The following is a 21,592-nucleotide window of genomic DNA, read 5'->3' as shown; positions in this document are numbered from 1 at the left end:
CTTATTATTTTTGCTAGACTTTTCTCACTCCTATTTTACCGCATTAAGCCACAAAAGCTAACACCGACGCAGGCGAGCCCGAACCTCCCAAAAGGCGCAATATTCCGATAACTAAAGTGATGTCAGCGGTAGGTAAAAAGTCGAGATTAGTCAGATTTTCCAGGACTATTAGCTGCTTTTCCAATACCAGTTTATTAACGGCAAAACTTTCATCTCGCCCGGTATCTACTCCGTGAGTGTCGGTTCCCACTCCAGCGATCGAGCGTTCTTCTAGCAAAAATTGAGTGGCTGCTTTGCCAAATCCGGGAAAGTGGCAAATGCCGCTCTCGTCTCGGTTGAAAAATGCTCGCTCGTCCTCCCATTTTTCTTGCCAGCCAGTATACAATAAAACTACATTTCCCGGTTCTATAAGTTTGTGCTGCCGTTCCCAAGTCAATATATCATCAATTGTTAAAGTGTAGTCGGGATTGGCAAGACTTTGCTCTCGGATGTCGATCGCAATTGCAGGGGAAACTAGCGACTGCGGCGAATAACTATCAATGCTCGCGCCTCCTGCATAAAAGCTGTTGGGTGCGTTGATGTGAGTGCCGCTGTGTTCTCCCATTGAGAATTTTCGCAGGAAATAGCCGTGTTTTTCTATTTGAGATACTGTTTCAAATTCTGTCGCTGGATCGCCCGGCCAGATGGGAATATTGGGGTGGATTGAATGGCTTAAGTCTATAATTTGGCTGTAGGCGATCGTTTTTAGATTGTTTGACTTTAATTTGTCTCTCATTATGTAAAATATATCTATTATTTATTAAACACAGTTGATTGGGTGACCTTCTGCGCTCTCAATCTAAAATCTAAAATCTAAAATCTAAAATTCGATTAGTCGATCGAGCGTTGCTTCCATCACATCCTTTGTTTGCCCGGAAACAGTATACACCAAAGCTTCTCGATAAACTCTCCCTGCCGGGTGCACAATACCGTTAGCAGCACCGCTAGAAACTGCAACCGCAGCGTGCCCGCAACGCACCGCTAAATCAATGGCTTGAGCTCGCAGCGCTAATTGTTCTGCTTTCGAGCTATGTTGAGATTGTGGGAAATTCTGTTTTAGCCGATCGAGCTTTTGCTCTAGTTTTTGGCAAGCTGCCGCTATAAAAGGTGAATTCTTAGCAGCCGCCGCTGCTGCAATTACATCCAATCCCGCTCGAATACAGCCAAAAGTACCGGGGACAAAATTCAGTATATTTTTGCTGTCGTTTTCCGAAATCCAGCCGACAGGTTTAACTGAAATTATTTCCGATTCGTGCAGCCACCAATTATCGAGAGTTGCTGTCACAGTATTAGTCGAGTTCATGGCGATTAACTGCATGATTTCGCTGAATGTTATTTTACTATTTTTGCGTTCAATATTAACAAAAGGTAGCAAACCGAAAACAGCGCGCTCGTCAGGAAGTACCGCCGCTACAATAAACTTTTGAAACAATCCAAAACCTGTTACCCAAGGAACTTTTCCTGACAATAAGTAGCCATCTTTTGCGGGAGTGGCGGTGACGGCTGGATTGCCCGATCGCCTCAAATGCGAAAACCCAATACCCAAGCGTAACTCTTTTTGGGCTATCGCGGGCAAGTATCTGCTTTTTAGCATTTCATTGTCGCTGTTGGCAAGCATGGCAGTTGCGCTGTGGTGCTGAGTTTGCAGGAAAGACAAAGCGCCGGAATATCGAGCCGTCAATTCCTGATATTCGTAAAAAATCTCCGGTGCAATTTCAGCGCCGCCCCATTTTTGGGGAACTCGCAATGCTAAGAGCGATCGATCTTCCAATCCAGTAAGTGCGGTTTTCAGCGCTTCCGAGTCGCTGTCGATAATTTCCGCGTGGGGTGCAACGTACTTTTGTAGGTAATTTTCTGTGCTGTTGAGAATATCTTGGGAATCCATTTTATATAATTATTTTATAGTAATTTTTATTCAAATTATTGTGGGCAAGCCTAAAAATTTGCCCCAAAACTAACTTATTTCCTCACATTTTTCACCCGGCTCTAGAACAGGCAAGATGCCTGTTCCACAAAGAGTAAATTTCTTGTGGGGTGGGCATCCTGCGTCCCTACTTATTTCCTCACATTGTGCACCCTTATCAAGAACAGGCAAGATGCCTGTTCCACAACAAATAAATTCTATCTATTGTGGAACGGGCATCTTGCCCGTTCATAAAAGGCTTGTTGAGAATGCAACAATTAACTTATTCCCACACTTTCCAAGGAGCCTTCCCTTCCTCCCAAAGTTCGTTTAAATACTTGTATTCTCGATAAGTATCCATCGCAAAGAAGAAGCCCTCATGACGGTAAGCCATCAACTCTCCCTCTGCGGCCAAACGCTGCATCGGCTCCTGTTCTAAAATACAATCATCTCCCCCCAAATACTCAAATACCCGGCGGTTAAATATCATATATCCAACACTAATCCAGCCGTCTATTTGAGGTTTCTCAGAAAATTCTACTACGCGGCTGTCGCTGTCTACATCCAAAATTCCAAAGCGAGAAATCGGGCGAAATGTAGTGACAGTTGCCAGCTTACCGTGAGACTTGTGAAAATCCACAAGTGCCTCAATATCGACATCAGCAACTCCATCGCCGTATGTCACCATGAAATTATCGCGATCGATATATTTTTCGATCCGTTTTACCCGCCCTCCCGTCAGGCTTGCCGCGCCAGTTTCAGCCAGTGTCACCTTAAAATCTTGTTCGCGATGTTCTTCATGATAAGTGATGGTATTGTTGCGGCCTAAGCAGATAGTAAAGTCATTGTTCATGGCTTCATAATTGAGGAAATATTCTTTAATCATGTTGCCGCGATAGCCCAAGCACACAATAAAGTTTTGGAAACCGTAATGGGCATAGGTCTTCATGATGTGCCAAAGAATCGGATGCCCCCCCACATCAACTAAGGGTTTGGGACGAAATTCTGTTTCTTCTCTGAGACGAGTACCGAGACCGCCGGCTAGGATAACTACTTGCATTTTTTCACATTTTTAATGATAATCAATTAATTTATCATCAATCATTAGTGATTTTTTCAAAGAATTATTAATATTTTCTCATAATCAGTAAAGCTTTGTAAACCACAAAAATCACGAAGTATTATAAATAATCGTAGGGTGTTCGGTGCGCACCGTATATTTGAATGCTGCGCGCAATTTATAACTTACGAATGGTAGATTCTAAAATAGACAAAAAAACAGCAATCATTTATACTAAATCTAAGAAAGAGATTCAACAGCAATGAAAAATCAACTCGATCGCCTAAAAAAGTTTTTAGGTATCCTCTGTGCGATCGCCTCAATAATTATATTATTCCAATCGGCAATACCTGGTGTTTACGCCACGGTTGTTGCACCGGAAATCTCAACCATACCACAAAACACCGTAGCTTTTGTTCCCAATATACCGGGCGGCGGATTAGACTTTCACGAAGCAGCAGGAGGGCACACTTTAGAGAGACACATTGGGAAAACAGAAGCACAACTAGCACAGCGACTCGCAAGCGAAACGAGAATTTCTGCAGCATCTTCCTTTAGTGACCGTTCTGTCGCCGAAGCGGCTATTGGAGAAGCAATGAACAGAAATCAAAAGGCGATCGACTCCTGGGTGAAAAGTCGAGACAATCGTTATACGATCGACTACAACGCCAACAGAATAATTGGCATTACTCTGCGTCGCCGCGCATCCAAAGCAACTTCAGCATCTCGCATGAAAATCGTCCTCCAGCGCAGCGCCAAATTACCTCCCGGATACTTTATTCTCACAGCCTATCCCGAATGATAAATCAATTTCCTCATTTAACCCAATTTTTCAGTTCCTACTTTCACCAAGACTGGCCGTTAGAAGCTAACAGTCCCAGTGATGTAGTTGAAGATTACCGCAATAGCGAATCGCCCGCAAGTGTTGAAGCTGCATCGCAAGAACTTGACAAACTGCTAAAAATGCCGATCGCCCCAGCCGATTTAGAAGCATTCATCCTCGATGAATTAGGGTGTTACTACGACCCAAAATCAGAACATCAAACAGTCAGAGAATGGTTGGAAGCCGTGCAAAAATCTTTGAAAAATCCCAGCTAAATTCTATATATTTGTAAGAACACGGCTATATATTTGTAAGGACACAGCAGTGCCGTATCCCTACAATTAATCGCGGTAGGGACACGGCAGTGCCGTGTCCTCTATATAATTCCGGTGCAACCAGAAACTATATCACTTGCTAACCGTCAACAAGTAGCCTTCATGGACGTTGAAATTAGGGATAACATAAGCCAAGCTGCCGCTACCCACCGACAAGTTTTCTTCTTTAACCGTGACAAGCTTCTGCACCGATCCTTCTTGATTGTTGGGAATTTTTTCTAACTTTAGAGTGATTTTCTGACCCTTTTGAATACCTAGCTGCTCCAAATTTCCGAGGCTTAATGTTACCGTTGTTGCTAAGGAATAATTGCGGTCGAAATAACCTAAAAGTATCTGTGCTTTACCTTCTGGATTTGACTTGCTGGCTAAAGCGACAAGGCGATCGTTATCTGACCGACTCAGCACCCGCGAATTAACTCCGTCGGCATAAGCTTTGTAAGTCCACCAAGCTGCTCTCGGCTCAAAAGTATTAGGCGTGACCATCCCAGTCAGCGTATTGTTGAAGCAATTGCTAACTTTTCTAGCTCCTGCTGTATTCCAACAAGCTCTGCAAGCACCGTCGGCTTTTGCGTACTCCAACTGATAGAAATAACCTAAAATTTCCCCCGGCTGATACTGCGCTAATTCCCCGACAATCTCGTTGACGTAAATTTTTTGCAATTTCAGTTCTTTGTAAGAAGGACTTTGCTGAAAATTGCGTTTAGCATCGATAACATGATCGTCCACAAATAAAATTTTGCTATCGTTGAGTTCGTGCCAAGCTATGAAATTTACTTCCAGTTTGTTCGCTTTACAGTAATCCAAAAAGTCAGCGAGATATTCTTTGTTGTAAGTGCTGATACTCGGCCCGCCAATCATGACTGACGGCCCCAATTCTTCCCGCAAAATTTTGTAAGCCCTTTTGTAAGTTTCAAAGAATTGTTCTTGGCTTCCCTTCCAAAACGGATTTTTCAAATCGGGTTCGTTCCAGATATCCCAAATAATTTTCTTGCCTTTATTTTGCTGGGCTAACTGTCGGATGAAGGCTTCCCACGCGGGGTAATTTTGATAGGGCCAGCCTTTGGGATTGCTACCGTAGCCCCACAAGTCGCTGACTACCAGTTGAAACTCAGCTCCGTTGGCGATGACGCGATCGTAAATATCGAGTCTCCCGACCCGCCAAAGTTTCGGCTGCAAGGGTTTTATTGAGTTATCCGGCGGCTGGCTGGGGTCTATTCCGTGCAGCATACCACTCATGGAAATTGTTCCGGTGGCTGGTACTCCAAAATCTACTGTTACGTTCGATCGCAGTTGGGCAACAGTTGGTTGCTGCCCCAAATATGTTATTAACAGGACAGTTACCGCCGCTAAGCAAATTGGCAGCAGTTTATTAATAGGTTTGAACTTGAAGGTGAATTGCATATTGTATGGGGTGAGTTTTTAACTAAAACTGTTAGGGTATTTAGAAATCCAGAAGGGCGGACACGGGGGCTTCGACGTGAAAGTTGGGCGAACCGCACCGCCCTTACATAAATCGGATATATCGGTGTTATTCTTTTGATGTTAAGAATGCCATTTCGCATCGGAATGGCATTCTGTCATCCAAAGTCCTAACCAACAGACAAGGCAACTTCAAAACCCTGTATTGATTCTATCAATTGTTGCCACGCTTCGGAATGAATTAGCGAGTAAGTATCGAGTTTAACGCCTTTTTGTGAAGAGAACACAGCAAAACTTGCGATCCAGCTCAAGATGGTTTCGGTTGTCAACAGTGGCGTACATTTCCAAGATGACTGCAAATTCTCAACCATCCCGGACACATCCCCGCGTTCGCCAGCTTCCCATGCCTTCCATACTAAATAGTAGTAATTAAGCATACGGTCAACTTGCTGGATCTGCTTTTTGACTTTGGGGGCGATAGATAATTTTTCTTGTTGATTGCTGCTAGCGGATAAGGCTTGTTCGATAACCTCTGCGTATTCCACAAGCATCCGTTCTTCTTTGAATAATTCTTCAGCCCGCAGTTTGCAAGCTTGTCCTGCCAGCCTCCGCAATTCGGGATTTTCCGCCCATAGTTCTACCGTTGTAGCTAAGTCTTGTGCTGTTTTTTGCGGGTCAATTTTAGGATCGGCTATCAACTTTCCAGTATCTCCCAACTCTTCGGGAATGCCGCTGACTGCTGTGGCAATTACGGGTAATCCTTTCGCCATTGCTTCCATCACTGCTAGCGGCATTCCCTCTGCTTCGGAAGATAAAATAAAGATGTCGCTGGCGTCTAACCAATCGGCAATATCCCATCGCTGACCTAGGAATTTAACCTGTTCGGTGACTTCTAATTGGCTGACAGTTGCTCTCAATTCAGACTCCATATCGTCGTGAGTGGTAGAACCGGGGCCGGCCCACACAAAGTATAGCTGCGGCCAAACTGGACGATTTTTCAGTTGGGCGATCGCCTGCAATTGATACTGATATCCTTTAATTGGAGTCAGTCTCGCCGCCGTGAAACAAACGACAGCATCTTCGGGGATTCCTTGTTCTTGACGCAGGCGTTGGCGGGTTGAAAGATTTGGGGGTTCAAAATAACTGTTCGGCCTGCCATAATAAATAACTTTGCCCCGTTTTAGAGGCACTTTAAAAATTCGTTTGAACAAGTTGAAATTTTCCTGTGAAACTGCTACTACTGCTTTGGCTAAATCGTACTGATAGGAGACTGCATCAAAATAGGGAATTTGATCGCCCCGATCGAAAGTTTCATAATTGCGACCAATATAACCGAGAGTAACTATGTACGGTATGTTCTGCTTAATAGCAACTTGTTTAGCCGCAAAATTTGCCATCGGTGAGCCGTCACTAAATACAATTAAATTCGGTTGAGCCTGCGCGTAAATTTTTTCAGCATCCCCTAAATTGTAAGTAACTCGCAAAAACTCTTTGATCGTGTCAAACTCCAGCCAAATATGTTCTATACCTAACTTTTTTTGTTCGACAATTAAAGGGTTAGAAGCTTTAGTTTGAACGCTAATAACTTGGTAGCCGTCGGCTACTAATTTACACATCAGCGAGTGATTGAACTGAGCTAAACCTCCCACTCCGTGGTCTTCTGCGTACAGGAGAACGCGGGGTTTTTGCGGTTGGCTAATCGAAGTATGTGCAGGTTGAAATTGATAATAATTATTAACGGCTAATACTACGATCTCTTGCCATTCTTTTAAATTAGTTAAGGCATAAACATCAAAGATGTCTCCATTTTTTTGCGAATAATAGCTAAAATTTTCCAACCATTTAAAAACTGTTTCCGTACCTCTAAAAGGAGTATAATGAAGAGATTTCTCCAAACACTCGACCATCTCTGCCAAGTATCCATCGCGGTACATCCGCCACGCTATCCATACTAAACACTTGTAACGTTCCTCGCGTTTTAAGTCGCGGATGTGCTGAGGTAAGTCCAGCCGCGCGAAAAATTGCTCCATAACAATTTCCATATTTTTCATTACTTTCGAGCCGCCGGACATGAGATTGCTGTCGTGCTGGCGGTAGCAGGTTAATATCTCTTCTAACCAAACTGACTTGCCGCCTTTTAAAGCTAAACGCAAGACAAAATCTAAATCTTCAATAGGCGCAAAACGAGGTTCAAAACCCCCCAAGCGTTCCCACCACTCTCGCCGCAGCATCATGGCGCTGGGACGCACTGATTTGTTCAATACTAAGGTTTCTAAATCTAATTTGGGTGCTTCTTCCCAAGGCATTACTCCATAGATGCTTTCGTCCTTTTTATCAACAATAAGCCAACCTGTCTGCACCAAATCTAATCTGGGGTCAGCGTCAAAGCAAGCTACTTGTTTTTCTAGTTTTTCGGGTAGGAAGAAGTCGGCGCTGTCGAGAAAAGCTAAAAATTCGCCTTTGGCTAGTTCGCAGCCGCGATTCCGAGCTATTGCTGAGCCTTGATTTTCTTGATAAACGTACTGAATTACATCGCAGTAAGGCTCTAAAATTTGGCGAGTGTTGTCGGTAGATCCGTCATCTACGACAATAATTTCCCAGTCTGGGTAAGTTTGGTCGATCGCACTTTCTACGGCTCTAACAATGTAGCGTTCGCAGTTGTATGTCGGGATAATTACGCTGACTCGTACTGCTTTTTTGGGAAGTATGTTAGACATTAACTGTTGCCATTCTGGTAAGTTTCTTAAAGATTGCATAGTTAGGGGAAATCCGTAAGCTTTAGCAATAGCACCCAGACGATTTATCCAATCTATTACGGTTTTTATAGCAGAGTAAGGAGTATAAGGGAAAGATTTTTGGTAATACTCAACCGCTGCCACCGGATAGCCAGTATAGTACAAGTGCCATGCCATCCATGTCAGTGCTTCGTAGAAAGCAGGATTTTCTAACTCGCGGATGTGCTGTGGTAAATCGGGTTTGCTGAATAAATTCTGTTTTAATTTAATAAACAGATTTGCTTGTTTGAGAGATTTTTGGATTGACACATTTTTGTCATGCTGGCGATAACAGACTGTGATTTGTGGTAGCCAAGCAGCTTCGCAGCCTAATAGAGCTAAACGTAATAGTAAATCCGCATCATCTACGGAATCAAACTCAGAGTTAAATCCCCCTACAAGTTCTAACCACTTTCGTGAAAACATCATCGCGCTGGGAAGTACGGGCATCTGTACTATCCATGCTTCTAAGTCTAATTTTGGTAAATATTTCCAACATTTGATATCAGAAATTGTCTCTCCTTGCTCGTTAACTAAACGCCAGCCGCTATTGACAATTCCTAATGAATGTGAGGAGCGGAACAGCGCTACTTGTGCTGCCAACTTATCTGGCAAAAAGAAGTCATCTTGATCTAAAAAAGCAATTAATTCACCTTGGGATTCCTGAATTCCTCGGTTGCGAGCGGCTGCTACTCCTTGATTTTCTTGATAAAAGTAGCGAATTCTGTCCGTATAAGGCTGCAATACTTGATGGGTGCGATCGCTAGAACCGTCGTCTACAACGATAATTTCCCAGTTTGTATAGGTTTGACTCAAGACGCTTTCTACAGCTTGTGCGATGTAGCGATCGCCATTATATGCAGGTATAATTACGCTGACTTGCGGTATCGAAGTTGCCATTGACATGAGTTTGCTAGATGATAACGAAGGGTTGGGGAACCTAACACGGATTTAAACGCGGATACACAGATTTTTAATCGCTGTTGGGCTAGTACAATACAATTGTACTGATATTTACAGCTCTAATGCTGACATCAACCTAAATTGAAAATTTCACTTTGGTATTTTTAGGAGAGACAAAATACAGGTTCAAAACCCTGTATGCCCTCGACTAATTGTTTCCATTCTGCTGAGCTAGTCAGAGAATATGTATCCAACGGATGCCCTTTTAATGACGAAAAATTTCCAAAACATTCTACCCAGTTCAGCAGCGTTTCTGTACTCAAAAAAGGCGTACACTTTAAAGATTCTTGAAGCCACTGCTGCATCCCGATGAGATCTTCTTGGCAGTAAGCGTGCCACGCCTTCCACACTAAAAAGTTGTAGCGCACCCGGCTTTCTACCTTCGCCATCCACCCCTGCACCTGTTGTTGAGTAACAAATTGATCTGTTTCGAGATCGTCGCAAAGTAAAGCTTTTTCGATCGCCTCAACAGACTGTGCGAGCATCCGCTCCTCTTTGAACATTTTCTCGGCTCGCTGCTTGCAAGCTTGGCCGATTTGGCTGCGCAATTCTGGATTCATCGCCCAAGCTTCTACAGTTTCCGCCAATTCCCTCGCTGTTCCCTCCGGATCGGTATTCGGATCGGGCAACAACTTCCCAGTATCGCCGAGCCCTTCTGGAATGCCGCCCGCTGCCGAAGCAACTACGGGCAATCCTTTAGCCATCGCTTCCATGACTGAAAAAGAAGGTGCTGCATCGCCGAGAGATGTCAAAATGAATATGTCGCTAGCATCCAGTAAATCTAAGATATCCCAGCGCTGTCCGATCAATTTCACGCGATCGCTCACTCCTAACTCTCTAATAGCTTCCCTCAATTCTCTTTCTACATCGCAATAGCTTCCCTCACCATTCCCTGCCCATACAAAATACAGTTTAGACCACACCGGAGATTGTTTCAACTGCTTGATTGCTTCGATCTGATATCGATGCCCTTTAACCGGTGCCAATCGAGCAGATGTGAAACAGACAATGGCATCTTCAGGAATTTCTAACTCTTGCCGCAGGCGTTGGCGAGCCGAAGCATTAGGAGGTGCAAAATATTCAGGAGAGCGCCCCAAGTAAATCACTTGCCCCTTATGTTTCGGTAAATCAAAGTCATCGCACAATAAATTCAAATGTTCTTGTGCGCCAACAATCACCGCTCTAGCTTGCAGGCACTGATACAGCACTCCCTCTCGATAAGGCACTACATCCCCGTAGGCAAAATTTGCGTGAGCTGGCATGACTAACCCAATTACCATCATGTATGGTATTCCCATCTGAATAACTACCTGTTTAGCTGCAAAATTGGAATAGGGCCAGCCATCGCTAAAAATAATCAGATCGGGTTTATTAGTAGAAAAAATCTCTTGTGCATCCTCAGTATTTCTTAACACCCGCGCTAAATCTCTATGGCTGCTAAAATCCAGCCACAAGTGCTCTATACCTAACTCTCGTTCTCGTTCAACCAAGGGGCTAGAATGTTTAGTTTGCACGCAAGTGACTTGATAGCCCAACAAGGCTAACTGACAGAGAATGGCATGGTTGTACTGCGCTAATCCTCCCACGCCCGGATCGTCGGCGTTGTAGAGTAAAATGTGCGATTTCCTACGGGATAGCTTCGCTTCACGTGCTTTGGGAGGTGTGAAAATAGCACTCTCTTGGGATTGGGGCTGATGGGTCATAACCATCAAAATTATATCTTGCCATTCCCCTAACTGACTCAGTAAATAAGCATCAAAATTGTCACCGTATTCTTCAGAAACGCTCTGAAAAGTTTGCAGCCAATTTAACACTGTTTCCGTGGGCGAAAAAGGGGTATATTGCAATGATTTTTCCAAACATTCCGCCATCTCTGCTAGATGACCGCCGCGATACATCCGCCATGCCATCCACACCAAGCATTGATAGCGTTCCTGGTTTTTTAACTGGCGGATTGACTGAGGCACATCAGGTCTAGCAAAGAATTTTTCCATCAGAATTTCTGTATTCTTCATGAGCGGAAAACCGCTTGACATGAGATTGGTATCGTGCTGGCGATAACAGGTAAGTATCTCTTCTAACCAAACTGCTTTGCACCCTTTTAAAGCTAAACGCAAGGCAAAGTCTAAATCTTCCGTAGGCGGAAGCCCCGAATCGAAACCGCCCAATTTTTCCCACCAGTTTCGGCGCAGCATCATCGCACTCGGTCGCACGCATTTATATATAATAAAGCTTTTTAAATCTAATTTTTGTGATTGCTGCCAAGGCTTGACAGCAGAAATCTCTCGCCCGGTTTCATCGACCATGAACCAACCTGTTTGCACCATATCTAATGCCGGATCGGCCTCAAAGCAAGCTATCTGTTTCTCTAGTTTTTCTGGTAGGAAATAGTCATCAGCATCTAAAAAAGCTAAAAACTCGCCTTTGGCTAGCTGGCAAGCTCGATTGCGAGCTATTGCTGCTCCTTGATTTTCCTGATAAATGTAGCGAATTCTGTCAATATAAGGCTGCAATACTTGATGCGTCTCATCTTGAGAACCGTCGTTTACAACAATAATTTCCAAATTAGTAAAAGTTTGACCCAGCGCGCTTTCCACCGCTTGCACGATGTAGCGATCGCTATTATATGCAGGTATAATTACGCTGATTAGCGGTGTTCGATTGAATGTTGACATTATTGAGCTCGCTGTTAACCTTACTGTCTAGTTTATATTAATGTCGCTGACATTTAGCACTATTTGCCGTTCGGCAGATGTATTTACTTGAATTTGAACTTTGACAAGTTGTACCATACAATCATACATGGAATTATTACTCAACAGGAACGCAAGAAGTGAATTCAGAAACAGCAGCGGTTGATTATCAACAACAGGCAGAAATATATTTAGCTTTAGGGAAGTTGGATGAGGCGATCGCACTTTGCCAGCAAGTTTTGGCATCTCACCCCAATTCCGCCGAGACTTGCAAGACCTTGGGGAAGGCGCTGCAAGCTCAGGGTAAACTAGAAGACGCCAGGTATTGGTATAAAGTTGCGATCGCCCTGCAACCTGATTTTGCCGAAGTTTTTGCTAACCTCGGCACTCTCTGCGCTACATTGGAACAGTGGCAAGAGGCGATCGTCTGTTACCAAAAAGCCATCTCCCTCCAACCGGACTTTGCAGGATTTTACCGAAATTTGAGCCGGATATTTACTAAAGTCGGTCAAGCTGAAGAAGCAGCAGACTGTTGGTATCAAGCACTCATGGTCGAACCGATAGAAATAGCCGAAGAATACCTCGATTTAGGCAATACCTTATTGGCGCAAAACAAGCCAGAAAAAGCGCTTATTTGTTACCATCGCACGATTTATTTAAACCCTAGTTTTTGCGAAGCTTACTGTCAATTAGCCGAAGCTGCTAGCGAGCTAAAAGAGTGGGACGAAGCTATTATTCATTACCGCAAAGCTATTCAACTCCAGCCGGACATTTCGGAGTTTCATTACAAATTAGGCAATGTTTTGCAAGCCAAGGAACTCTGGCGCGAAGCGGAGGCTGCCTACCGGGAAAGTATTGAGTTAAATCCCAATTCTTTTTGGTCTTACTACAATTTAGGTAGTGTGCTGCTCAAGTTAACCCAATGGCAAGAAGCCATCGTGGCGTACCGCACGGCTGTTGAAATTAACCAGGATTTTTCTTGGTCTTACTACAGCATCGGGGAAGCTTGCGGCCAATTAAAAAAATGGTCTGAATCCGCCGCTGCTTACCAGCAAGCTATTGACTTAGACCCTAATTATTCGGGAGCTTTCCATAACTTGGGAGATGCTTTTTTTCAATTACAAAAATGGTCGCAAGCTGCGGCGGCATACCAAAGGGCGATCGCACTCGATTCAGATTTCTTTTGGTCTCATTATAATTTAGCTTTAACTTTAGTTAAACTTCAGGATTGGTGGCCAGCAATCAGCGCCTACCAGCGGGCGATCGAACTCAATCCAAACTTTTCTTGGACTTACCACAATTTAGGAGAAGCGCTGTTAAAAACCCAGCAGTGGAAAGCAGCGTCTGTCGCCTACAAGCGCGCGATCGAACTAAACCCCAATCTTTCTTGGTCTTATTACAATTTAGGCGAGGCTTTGACTGAGCTGCACGAGTGGAACGAGGCTGTCTCCGCTTACCTTTGTGCGCTACAAATCGAGCCTGAGTTCCCCAAAATTTACACCAAGTTAGGCGATGCTCTCATCAAAAGAACTCCGGCAGATTTAGACCCAGCAAGCAGCTACTATCACCACGAATTGCAACCGCTGCACGCTCCTGAATTTTACTGCGAAATAGCCCAAAAGTTTGCCGAGAGCGATCGGCTTGACTCAGCGACAGTTTTGTACTTGATGGCATTAGAAATCTGGCCAAAAGATCCAGCAATATCCGGAAAATTGGCGGAAGTTTTGGATAAAAATCACTCGTCGGGCGATCGCAGTATATTATTAGAGTTGGAGATTCACGATATTCGCGATCGCTACATTGCCCGAGTCGCCAAAGGCAAGACTTTTGCAGAAGTCGGCGGCTTGTGGGGAACTGTCAACGAAAAAGTATCTGTAGCTAGCAAATACGGTGCAGTTTCTCTGACAATGATTGATGCCATGCCGGCATCCATCCACTGGTGGCAAGATTTTCACGATCGGATGACAAGTTTAAATATTGTTAATTATAATTGTATCAATCAAGATATAACTCAGATTCAACTTGCAGAAATTGGCGAGCCTTACGATGTAGTTCACTGTGCAGGAGTTTTGTACCATCACCCTCACCCTTTGCAACTTTTAACGAGTTTGCATCAAATAACAGGGGAGTATTTAATCTTAACTTCAGCTATTACTCAAGAAATTATAGAAAACGAGCGGGGACGCTACGAAATTCCAGCTTCTGGGGTAATCTTCATTCCCGCTTTAGGCGAAGCAGAACGAGCTATCTTAACAGCTTACTGGCAGCAGCACACCGACGTTGCACCCATTTTAGGATTAATTCAGAAAGCAGTTTTTGACATCAACGACTTTGGCCCGTGGTGGTGGCTGCCTACAGCTTCTGCTTTAGAATCTATGTGCAAAGTCGCGGGATTTAAGGTTTTAGATAAAGGATGGACTTGGAACAATAATGCTCTGACTCTGCTGCTGGGGATTTGAGGATTGGTAAACAAACAATAACAAGACTTGCTTGTGCACAAACGGCTAAACACCCGATTTCTGAGCCGATTACTCGTTTTTTTCCCCCTATATTCCTACTATCAACCGGGTGTTTTCCGTAAGTCCTCAATAAAATAGCTGCAAACATATTTTCTGAAGAAAACAGGAACAGGGAAATAATCAATGAACAATCAGCAACCAGGGACGCCGTTAGGAAACATTTTAGTAGTAGACGATACAGCCGAAAACCTGCGTCTGTTGTCTACGATGTTGACTCAGAGAGGGTACACCCCCCGCTGCGTGATTAACGGAAAAATGGCTCTGAGAGCCTGCAATTCTAATCCACCAGATTTGATTTTGCTCGACATAATGATGCCGGAAATGAACGGCTACGAAGTCTGTCAGCACTTGAAATTAGAACCGAAAACTCGCGAAATCCCGGTAATTTTTATCAGCGCTAAAGATGAAGTATTTGACAAAGTAAACGCATTTGCTGTGGGAGCAGTTGACTATATCAGCAAGCCATTTCAGTTTGAAGAAGTGCTCGCCCGCATCGAAAGTCACCTCAGCCTGCGGAATTTACAAAAGCAGCTAAAAGAACAAAATGTGCTGCTTCAAGAAGAAATCATGAGCCGCTTAGCCGTTGAAAAAACTATTCACGAAAAAAACCAAATCCTGCAACAAGAAATCAGCACCCGTCGCGCCGTTGAACAAACCCTGCAAGAGCAAAATTTGCTCCTCCAACAAGAGATATCGAACCGCCAGCGCGCCGAATCGGCTCTCTTAAAATCTAACCAAGAATTGGCGCGTTCAAATGCGGAACTAGAACAATTTGCTTATGTGGCTTCTCACGACTTGCAAGCGCCTTTAGCAACCATTGCCAGTTACGCTCAACTTTTAGAAAAACGCTACAAAGACCAACTCGACAGCCAAGCTAGTAAGTTTATCGGCAATATCGTTCAGGGCTGCACGAGAATGCAAACTTTAATTGACGATTTGCTCGAATATTCGCGAGTTGGCCGGAGTCAGAAACCTTTTCAAATGACAGATTGCAATCACGCAGTCGAGCAAGCACTCGCGAACCTGCAAGGGGCGATCCGCGAGACTCAAGCAGTTGTAACCTACAGCGAATTACCAGCGGTAATGGGGGATATTTCTCAGCTCGTACAGCTTTTTCAAAATTTAGTCAGCAATGCGATTAAATATCGCCACGATGCACCGCCTGTGGTTCATATTACCGCTTGCAAACAGGAGAAAGACTGGTTATTTTCTGTCTCGGATAATGGAATTGGGATTGCGACGCAGCATCAAGAACGCATCTTTCAAATTTTCCAGCGCTTGCACACTCAAAGAGAATATTCTGGGACAGGTATTGGTTTAGCAATTTGTCAAAAGATTGTGGAACGTCACGGCGGATGTATTTGGGTGGACTCGGAACCGGATCGAGGTTCAACTTTTCACTTTACTCTCGCTTAATCGAGACATCCTTTCTGCCGGAGGTAGAAGCTAGAAGGCAGCGGAAGCTGAATTAAATCCTATATTTTAAGGCAGAAGCTAGAAGGTAAAAGGTAAAAGTTAATACTATTTTATATTTTAGATTAAAGAATTAAATAATTGGGAATGATTGTGACTATCTGTGTTGGGAGGTTACCTACAGGTGCATTCTTTTTTTTTAAAGTGGTATAAATTGCAAGTTAGAATAAAAAATGTTTCGCGTTGACAGTCGAGTTAGTGCGTGATATAATTATAAGTCTTAAACACAATTTTTGTAGCGCTCGCTCACACCGCTATATGACCGCGGATGTATATGTAGGTGCAATTGAATAACTGCCCCGGAAATAAAAGGTAAAACCCAAGTTAGTTTAACATTTTTATTGATTAATAACTATTATGAAAGCAGTTTTTAACTTAGCTGTGCCTCCTGTCTGCTTGAAAGTTCTGTTAGTAGAAGACAACCCTCAGGAAGCTGAGCTTATTGAAGATTTGCTGTCGGAAATTGGCGGCGTGCAGCGTATACTACTGACGAAAGTAGAGCGCCTCAGCGAAGCGCAGCAGCGATTGAATCAAGAAACTTTTGACATAATTTTATTAGACCTTTCACTGCCAGACAGTATCGGAATCGAGACGGTGGCTCGGGTACAAGAGTACGGGGTAAATGTGCCGATCGTAGTTCTGACCGCCCAAAACGACGAAGAGCTTGCCCTGCGGTTGATTTCGGTCGGCGTACAGGATTATTTAGTCAAAAGAAAAATTGACAGCGAACTGTTAATTCGATCGCTCCGTTACGCCATAGAACGCCAGAACAGTCAAGATGCTTTGCGAAAGAGCGAAGAAAAATATCGATCGGTGGTGGAAAATTCCCTGATCGGAATTGCCATCATCGCTCCAATTATTGACCGCAAAATTCCTCAAAATTTCAATTGGATAGAAGTTAACGATGCCCTGTGCAATTTGCTGGGCTACGAGCGCTACGAACTCGTGCAAAAGAATTGGCTGGAGTTGACTCATCCAGAGGATTTAGATGCCAATTTTGAAAAAAATTCTCAGATGTTAGCAGGTACGATCGACGGTTACATCTTAGACAAAAGGTGGCTCAAAAAAGACGGCGAAATAGTTCACACGCGAGTTTCCCTGCGCTGCATCCGCCGCCAGGACGGGTCGATCGACCGGATGATCGAAGTAGTGTTGGACGTGAGCGATCGCTACCGCTACGAAGCCAAACTGAAAGCGTCAGAAGAATTTTTAAACCACACCATAAATGCTACGCCAGACCCAATTTTTGTCAAAGACGAGCAACACCGCTGGATGGTATTAAATGATGCTTTTTGTCAGTTTGTCGGCAAATCGCGGCAAGAACTGCTCGGCAAATCAGATTATGACTTTTTCCCCCAATCAGAAGCTGCTGTTTTTTGGACAAAAGATGAAGAAGTATTGAGAACGGGTATCTGCTTGGAAACTGAAGAAAAATTTACAGACACGGCAGGGAAAGAACACATCATCTCTACCAAAAAAAGCGTCTTTAAAAAATCAGATGGCAGTCAAGTAATAGTAGGCACTATTAGAGAGTTTACTGAATACAGACGGCAGCAAAAAGCCCTGGAACAAAGCGAAGCTCGCTTTCAAAAACTGGTAGCTAACCTGCCGGGAGCAATTTATCAATTACGAATGTCAGCAACGGGAAAGATGTCTTTCCCCTACGTCTCTTCAGGCAGCCGCCAACTGTACGAATTAGAAGCAGAAGCAATCGAGCAAAATGCGGAACTGATTTTCAGCGGAATTCACGCAGACGATCTCTTAGATTTAGAAGCCTCGATCGAAATTTCTGCCGCTACCTTGGAACCTTGGCAGCAGCAGTGGCGACAGACTTTGCCATCTGGAAAAGTTAAGTGGCTGCAAGGAGCGGCGAGGCCGGAAAGGCTCAATAATGAGACCAAATCTGGCAGGGAAGGCGATATTCTCTGGGACGGTTTAGTGATGGATATCACTGAATTAAAGCAGGCACAAGCAGAGCGCGATCGCTTTTTTACCATCTCCTTAGACTTGCTTTGCATTGTAGGTTTCGATGGCTATTTTAAACGTTTAAACCCTGCTTGGTCAACGGTTCTAGGCTACAGTAGTGCTGAGCTTTTTGCCAAGCCGACGATCGAATTTGTTCATCCAGACGATCGAAAAGCTACCGCAGCCGAAGGGGCAAAACTAATAGCCGGTACTTCCAGTCTCTCCTTTGAAAACCGCTATCTCTGCAAAGATGGTTCTTACAAATGCCTGCTGTGGACGTCATCGCCATTTAGTGAAGAAGGTTTAATCTACTCAGTCGGTCACGACATTACCTCTCGCAAACAAGCCGAGTCTAAACTCCAGCGACAAGCAGTAGCAATGGCCGCTGCTTATGACGGTATCGCCATTTTTAATTATAATAAAGAATGTATTTATTCAAACGACGCTTATCTAAAAATGTACGGCTTGGCTAGCACTAGCCAACTGTATGGGAAGAAATGGAAAATGCTCTACAGCAAACCAGAAAATATATTTTTTGAACTACAAATAATGCCGATGCTCCTGCAAAAAGGTTACTGCAATATAGAAGCGAGCGGTCAGCGCCGCGACGGTACTAAGTTCCCTCAAGAATTGTCGCTGACAATGCTTGCAGGCGGCGAGATAATTTCGATCGTCCGCGATATCACTAATAGAAAACAGGTAGAATCAGCACTGCGAGCTAGCCAGCGCCGCTACCAAACTTTAGCAGAAGCATCGCCAGTTTGTATATTCCACACCGACTCCTCGGGAAATTGCCTTTATGTGAATCAGCGGTGGAGTGAAATCACGGGATTAAACGCAGAATTAGCAGCAGAAAATGGCTGGATGAATGCCATACATCCCGATGATACGGAGCGGGTAAAAAATGAATGGTATCGAGCAATTATTGAGAAATTTCCTTTTAAATCAGAATACCGCTTTCAGCATCCAGACGGTCGTGTAATCTGGGTGATCGGTCAGGCAATTGCCGAAATCGGAGACAAGCAGGAAATTAAAGGCTATATCGGCACTATTACTGATATTAGCGATCGCAAACAAGCAGAATTAGATTTGCTGCGAGTTACTCAAGCCGTAGAAAGCACCAGCGACGCGATCGGCATTGCTGACTTGACAGGGCGATCGATCTACCACAATCAAGCCTTTGTTGAGCGGTACGGCTACACAGCAGAAGAACTGAACACAGCAGGCGGAGCAACGGCACTTTACCCCCAAAGTCAAGTGCTGGTAGAAATGTTTAAAACAGTCCGTAAAGGCAAATCTTGGCAAGGCGAACTCCAAATCAAAACTAAAAGCAACGAAGTGGTAACGACTTTATTTCGTGCCGACTGCATTAAAGATGAAACTGGCAATTTAATCGGGCTAGTGGGAGTAATTACCGACATCACCGAACGCAAACAAGCTGAGGTGGCGCTGCTGCACCAATTAAGGCGAGAACGGCTCGTAGTTGCCATGCTCGATCGGATTCGCTCCTCCCTCAATTTAGAAGAAGTCCTGACAACTGCTGTCGAACAAGTGCGGCAATTTTTGCAAACAGACCGCACAGTTATTTACCGTTTTAATCCCGACTGGAGCGGCTTTGTAGTTGTGGAATCCCTGGCAAAAGATAGAATTTCGCTGCGAAATTTTAACAATATTGATGGCTGTTTTAGAGAAAAATTTGTTGATATTTATCAGCAAGGCTGTATTAGAGCTATGGAAGATATTTACCGGGAAAATTTGACGGAATGCCACAGGAAATTTCTCGAAGAATTTGAAGTAAAAGCTAACTTAATAGTGCCGATTTTAAAAGCACGAGAAAGCATTTCCCAGACCCAACAGACCGCAGAAAATCAGCTCTGGGGACTGCTGATCGCCCAGGATTGCAGCGGCCCACGTCCCTGGGATTCCTCAGAAATAGAATCCCTCCGGCAATTGTGCGTCCAATTGGCGATCGCGATCCAGCAATCGACGCTATTTGAACAAGCACAAACCGAAATTGCCGATCGCAAACTTGCAGAATCTGCCCTCCAACAAGCCAAAGAAGTCGCAGAAAGCGCCAACCGCGCCAAAAGCGAATTTCTCGCCAACATGAGCCACGAACTGCGCACGCCTTTAAACGGCGTTTTAGGTTACGCTCAAATCCTCAAAACCGACAAAGACTTAAGCTCAGATCAGCAAGAAAGTCTCAGCAATATTCAACAGTGCGGTCAACACCTGCTGATGTTAATCGATGATGTTTTAGACCTTTCCAAAATCGAAGCTAGAAAAATGGAACTCTACCCGGAAGAGTTAAATTTTCTAAATTTCACGAAAAACATTGCCGACCTCTTTCAGATGCGGGCATCGCAAAAACAAATTTCCTTCAATTACGAACAAGTATCTCCCCTGCCTACTTGCGTTCGTGTCGATCAAAAAAGATTGCGCCAAATTCTCATAAATTTACTCAGCAATGCCGTTAAGTTTACTAACAGCGGCCGTGTGACTTTTAAAGTCGGCTATGTCGGCACAGGGGCCTGGAGTCGAGGGCAAGGCGAAAATTATGAACTATCGATTTTGAGTTCGGAACTAAAACAAAATTATATACGCTTCGCCCACAATGAGATCGCAGCTAAACAGGCTTTAAAAATCCGCTTTCAAGTCGAGGATACCGGCACTGGAATAGACCGAAGCAAGTTAGAAGAAATATTTTTGCCATTCCACCAAGTAGGAGGCAATACCTTTGTTGAAGGTACAGGTCTCGGACTCTCGATCAGCCAGAAATTAGCGAAAATGATGGGTACCGAAATTCGCGTCAACAGCACTTTGGGAAAAGGCAGCACTTTCTGGCTGGATTTAGAATTGCCCGCAGTCCAACGGTACTTGGAGGTGTCTCCTTTGCGGGAAAAACGCTGGCTTGTCGGTTTTGTTGGCAACAAGCGGAAAGTGCTAATCCTGGATGAAAATCAACTAAATCGCGATTTGTTGTGCAGGCTGCTGGGGCGTTTGGGATTTGAAGTGGCAGAAGCACAAAACCGTCAAGAATGCCTCTACAAAGCAGTTGAATTTCAACCGGATGTGATTTTGATCGACTTGGGGATGCCTGTAATGGATGGCTTAGAAACTGCCAGGAGATTGCGGGAGTTACCGGAATTAAAAAATGTCGTGTTAATCGCTATGTCAGCTAGCGTTTTCGAGGCGGCGCAGCAAGAAAGAATCCTTGCAGGGTGCGATGATTTTCTTCCCAAGCCGATCGAAGCAAATCACTTTTTGGCACAGTTGCGCGTGCATTTGGGCCTAGAATGGATTTACGGGGAAGCTTCGGAAAACAAAAAGCGCAAAACTCCCAGTTTGTCACCCGCATCGGATTTTCCTGCTTATTCTTCTCTGTTACCTGCGGCTTCTGAGTCGGTAGCAAAACTTTTGAAACTCGCAGCTATGGGCGACATTGAAGAAATTTTTGAGGAGAGTTCTAAGCTGGAGAGTTTAGACCCAAAATTAGTGCCGTTTGTCTCGAAGCTGCGCCAACTTGCTAAGGGATTTCAGCTCAAACAAATTCGGAATACTTTAAAGCAATATATCGAGGGGAAGTAGTCAGTAGTCAGTAGTCAGTAGTCAGTGGTCAGTGGTCA

The 21,592-nt window shown here is 44.2% G+C and carries 11 protein-coding genes; 5 read left to right on the top strand and 6 right to left on the bottom strand.

Features of this window, described 5'->3' with window-relative positions:
* Window positions 1–43: 43 nt before the first annotated feature.
* The 3 genes from QUA78_RS07520 to rfbF form a co-directional block, all read right to left on the bottom strand.
* Window positions 44–775 (bottom strand): cyclase family protein, encoded by a 732-nt coding sequence (locus QUA78_RS07520; protein ID WP_333301259.1) that lies wholly within the window; start codon window positions 773–775, stop codon window positions 44–46.
* Between the two features lie 84 nt (window positions 776–859).
* The gene (locus QUA78_RS07515; protein ID WP_333301261.1) at window positions 860–1,924 is read right to left on the bottom strand and encodes an acyl-CoA dehydrogenase family protein; all 1,065 of its coding nucleotides are present in this window, start codon (window positions 1,922–1,924) and stop codon (window positions 860–862) included.
* 301 nt (window positions 1,925–2,225) lie between these two features.
* Window positions 2,226–3,002, bottom strand: coding sequence for a glucose-1-phosphate cytidylyltransferase (gene rfbF, locus QUA78_RS07510; protein WP_333301264.1), 777 nt, complete (start codon window positions 3,000–3,002; stop codon window positions 2,226–2,228).
* Between the two features lie 262 nt (window positions 3,003–3,264).
* Here rfbF and QUA78_RS07505 point away from each other — a divergent pair, with 262 nt between their 5' ends.
* Together QUA78_RS07505 and QUA78_RS07500 are read left to right on the top strand one after the other, a co-directional pair.
* Entirely contained in the window at window positions 3,265–3,804 is a 540-nt protein-coding gene (locus QUA78_RS07505) for an RNase A-like domain-containing protein (RefSeq protein WP_333301266.1), read from the top strand.
* A complete protein-coding gene (locus QUA78_RS07500; protein ID WP_333301268.1) occupies window positions 3,801–4,100 on the top strand; it encodes a contact-dependent growth inhibition system immunity protein in 300 nt (99 codons plus the stop codon). The genes QUA78_RS07505 and QUA78_RS07500 overlap by 4 nt, the downstream gene beginning before the upstream one ends.
* A 132-nt stretch (window positions 4,101–4,232) precedes the next feature.
* Here the strand turns inward: QUA78_RS07500 and QUA78_RS07495 are convergent, their stop codons facing one another.
* The 3 genes from QUA78_RS07495 to QUA78_RS07485 all read right to left on the bottom strand — a co-directional run bounded on the left by QUA78_RS07495 (window position 4,233) and on the right by QUA78_RS07485 (window position 11,991).
* Window positions 4,233–5,561: a GH39 family glycosyl hydrolase gene (locus QUA78_RS07495; RefSeq protein ID WP_333301269.1), complete on the bottom strand. Its 1,329-nt coding sequence runs from the start codon at window positions 5,559–5,561 to the stop codon at window positions 4,233–4,235.
* A 188-nt stretch (window positions 5,562–5,749) separates the two neighbouring features.
* The gene (locus tag QUA78_RS07490) at window positions 5,750–9,259 is read right to left on the bottom strand and encodes a glycosyltransferase (protein ID WP_333301271.1); all 3,510 of its coding nucleotides are present in this window, start codon (window positions 9,257–9,259) and stop codon (window positions 5,750–5,752) included.
* A 161-nt stretch (window positions 9,260–9,420) separates the two neighbouring features.
* Entirely contained in the window at window positions 9,421–11,991 is a 2,571-nt protein-coding gene (locus tag QUA78_RS07485) for a glycosyltransferase (protein ID WP_333301272.1), read from the bottom strand.
* 158 nt (window positions 11,992–12,149) lie between these two features.
* Here QUA78_RS07485 and QUA78_RS07480 point away from each other — a divergent pair, with 158 nt between their 5' ends.
* From QUA78_RS07480 to QUA78_RS07470, 3 genes are all read left to right on the top strand, one after another.
* Window positions 12,150–14,468, top strand: a complete 2,319-nt coding sequence (locus QUA78_RS07480) for a tetratricopeptide repeat protein (protein ID WP_333301274.1) — start codon at window positions 12,150–12,152, stop codon at window positions 14,466–14,468.
* A gap of 183 nt (window positions 14,469–14,651) precedes the next feature.
* Window positions 14,652–15,944, top strand: coding sequence for an ATP-binding protein (locus QUA78_RS07475; protein ID WP_333301276.1), 1,293 nt, complete (start codon window positions 14,652–14,654; stop codon window positions 15,942–15,944).
* A gap of 414 nt (window positions 15,945–16,358) precedes the next feature.
* Window positions 16,359–21,554: a PAS domain S-box protein gene (locus QUA78_RS07470; RefSeq protein ID WP_333301277.1), complete on the top strand. Its 5,196-nt coding sequence runs from the start codon at window positions 16,359–16,361 to the stop codon at window positions 21,552–21,554.
* Window positions 21,555–21,592 lie beyond the last annotated feature (38 nt).

The sequence above is a fragment of the Microcoleus sp. K4-B3 genome (genome assembly GCF_036704615.1).
Taxonomy (GTDB): domain Bacteria; phylum Cyanobacteriota; class Cyanobacteriia; order Cyanobacteriales; family Microcoleaceae; genus Microcoleus.
This window is presented reverse-complemented; position numbering and strand designations above follow the sequence as displayed.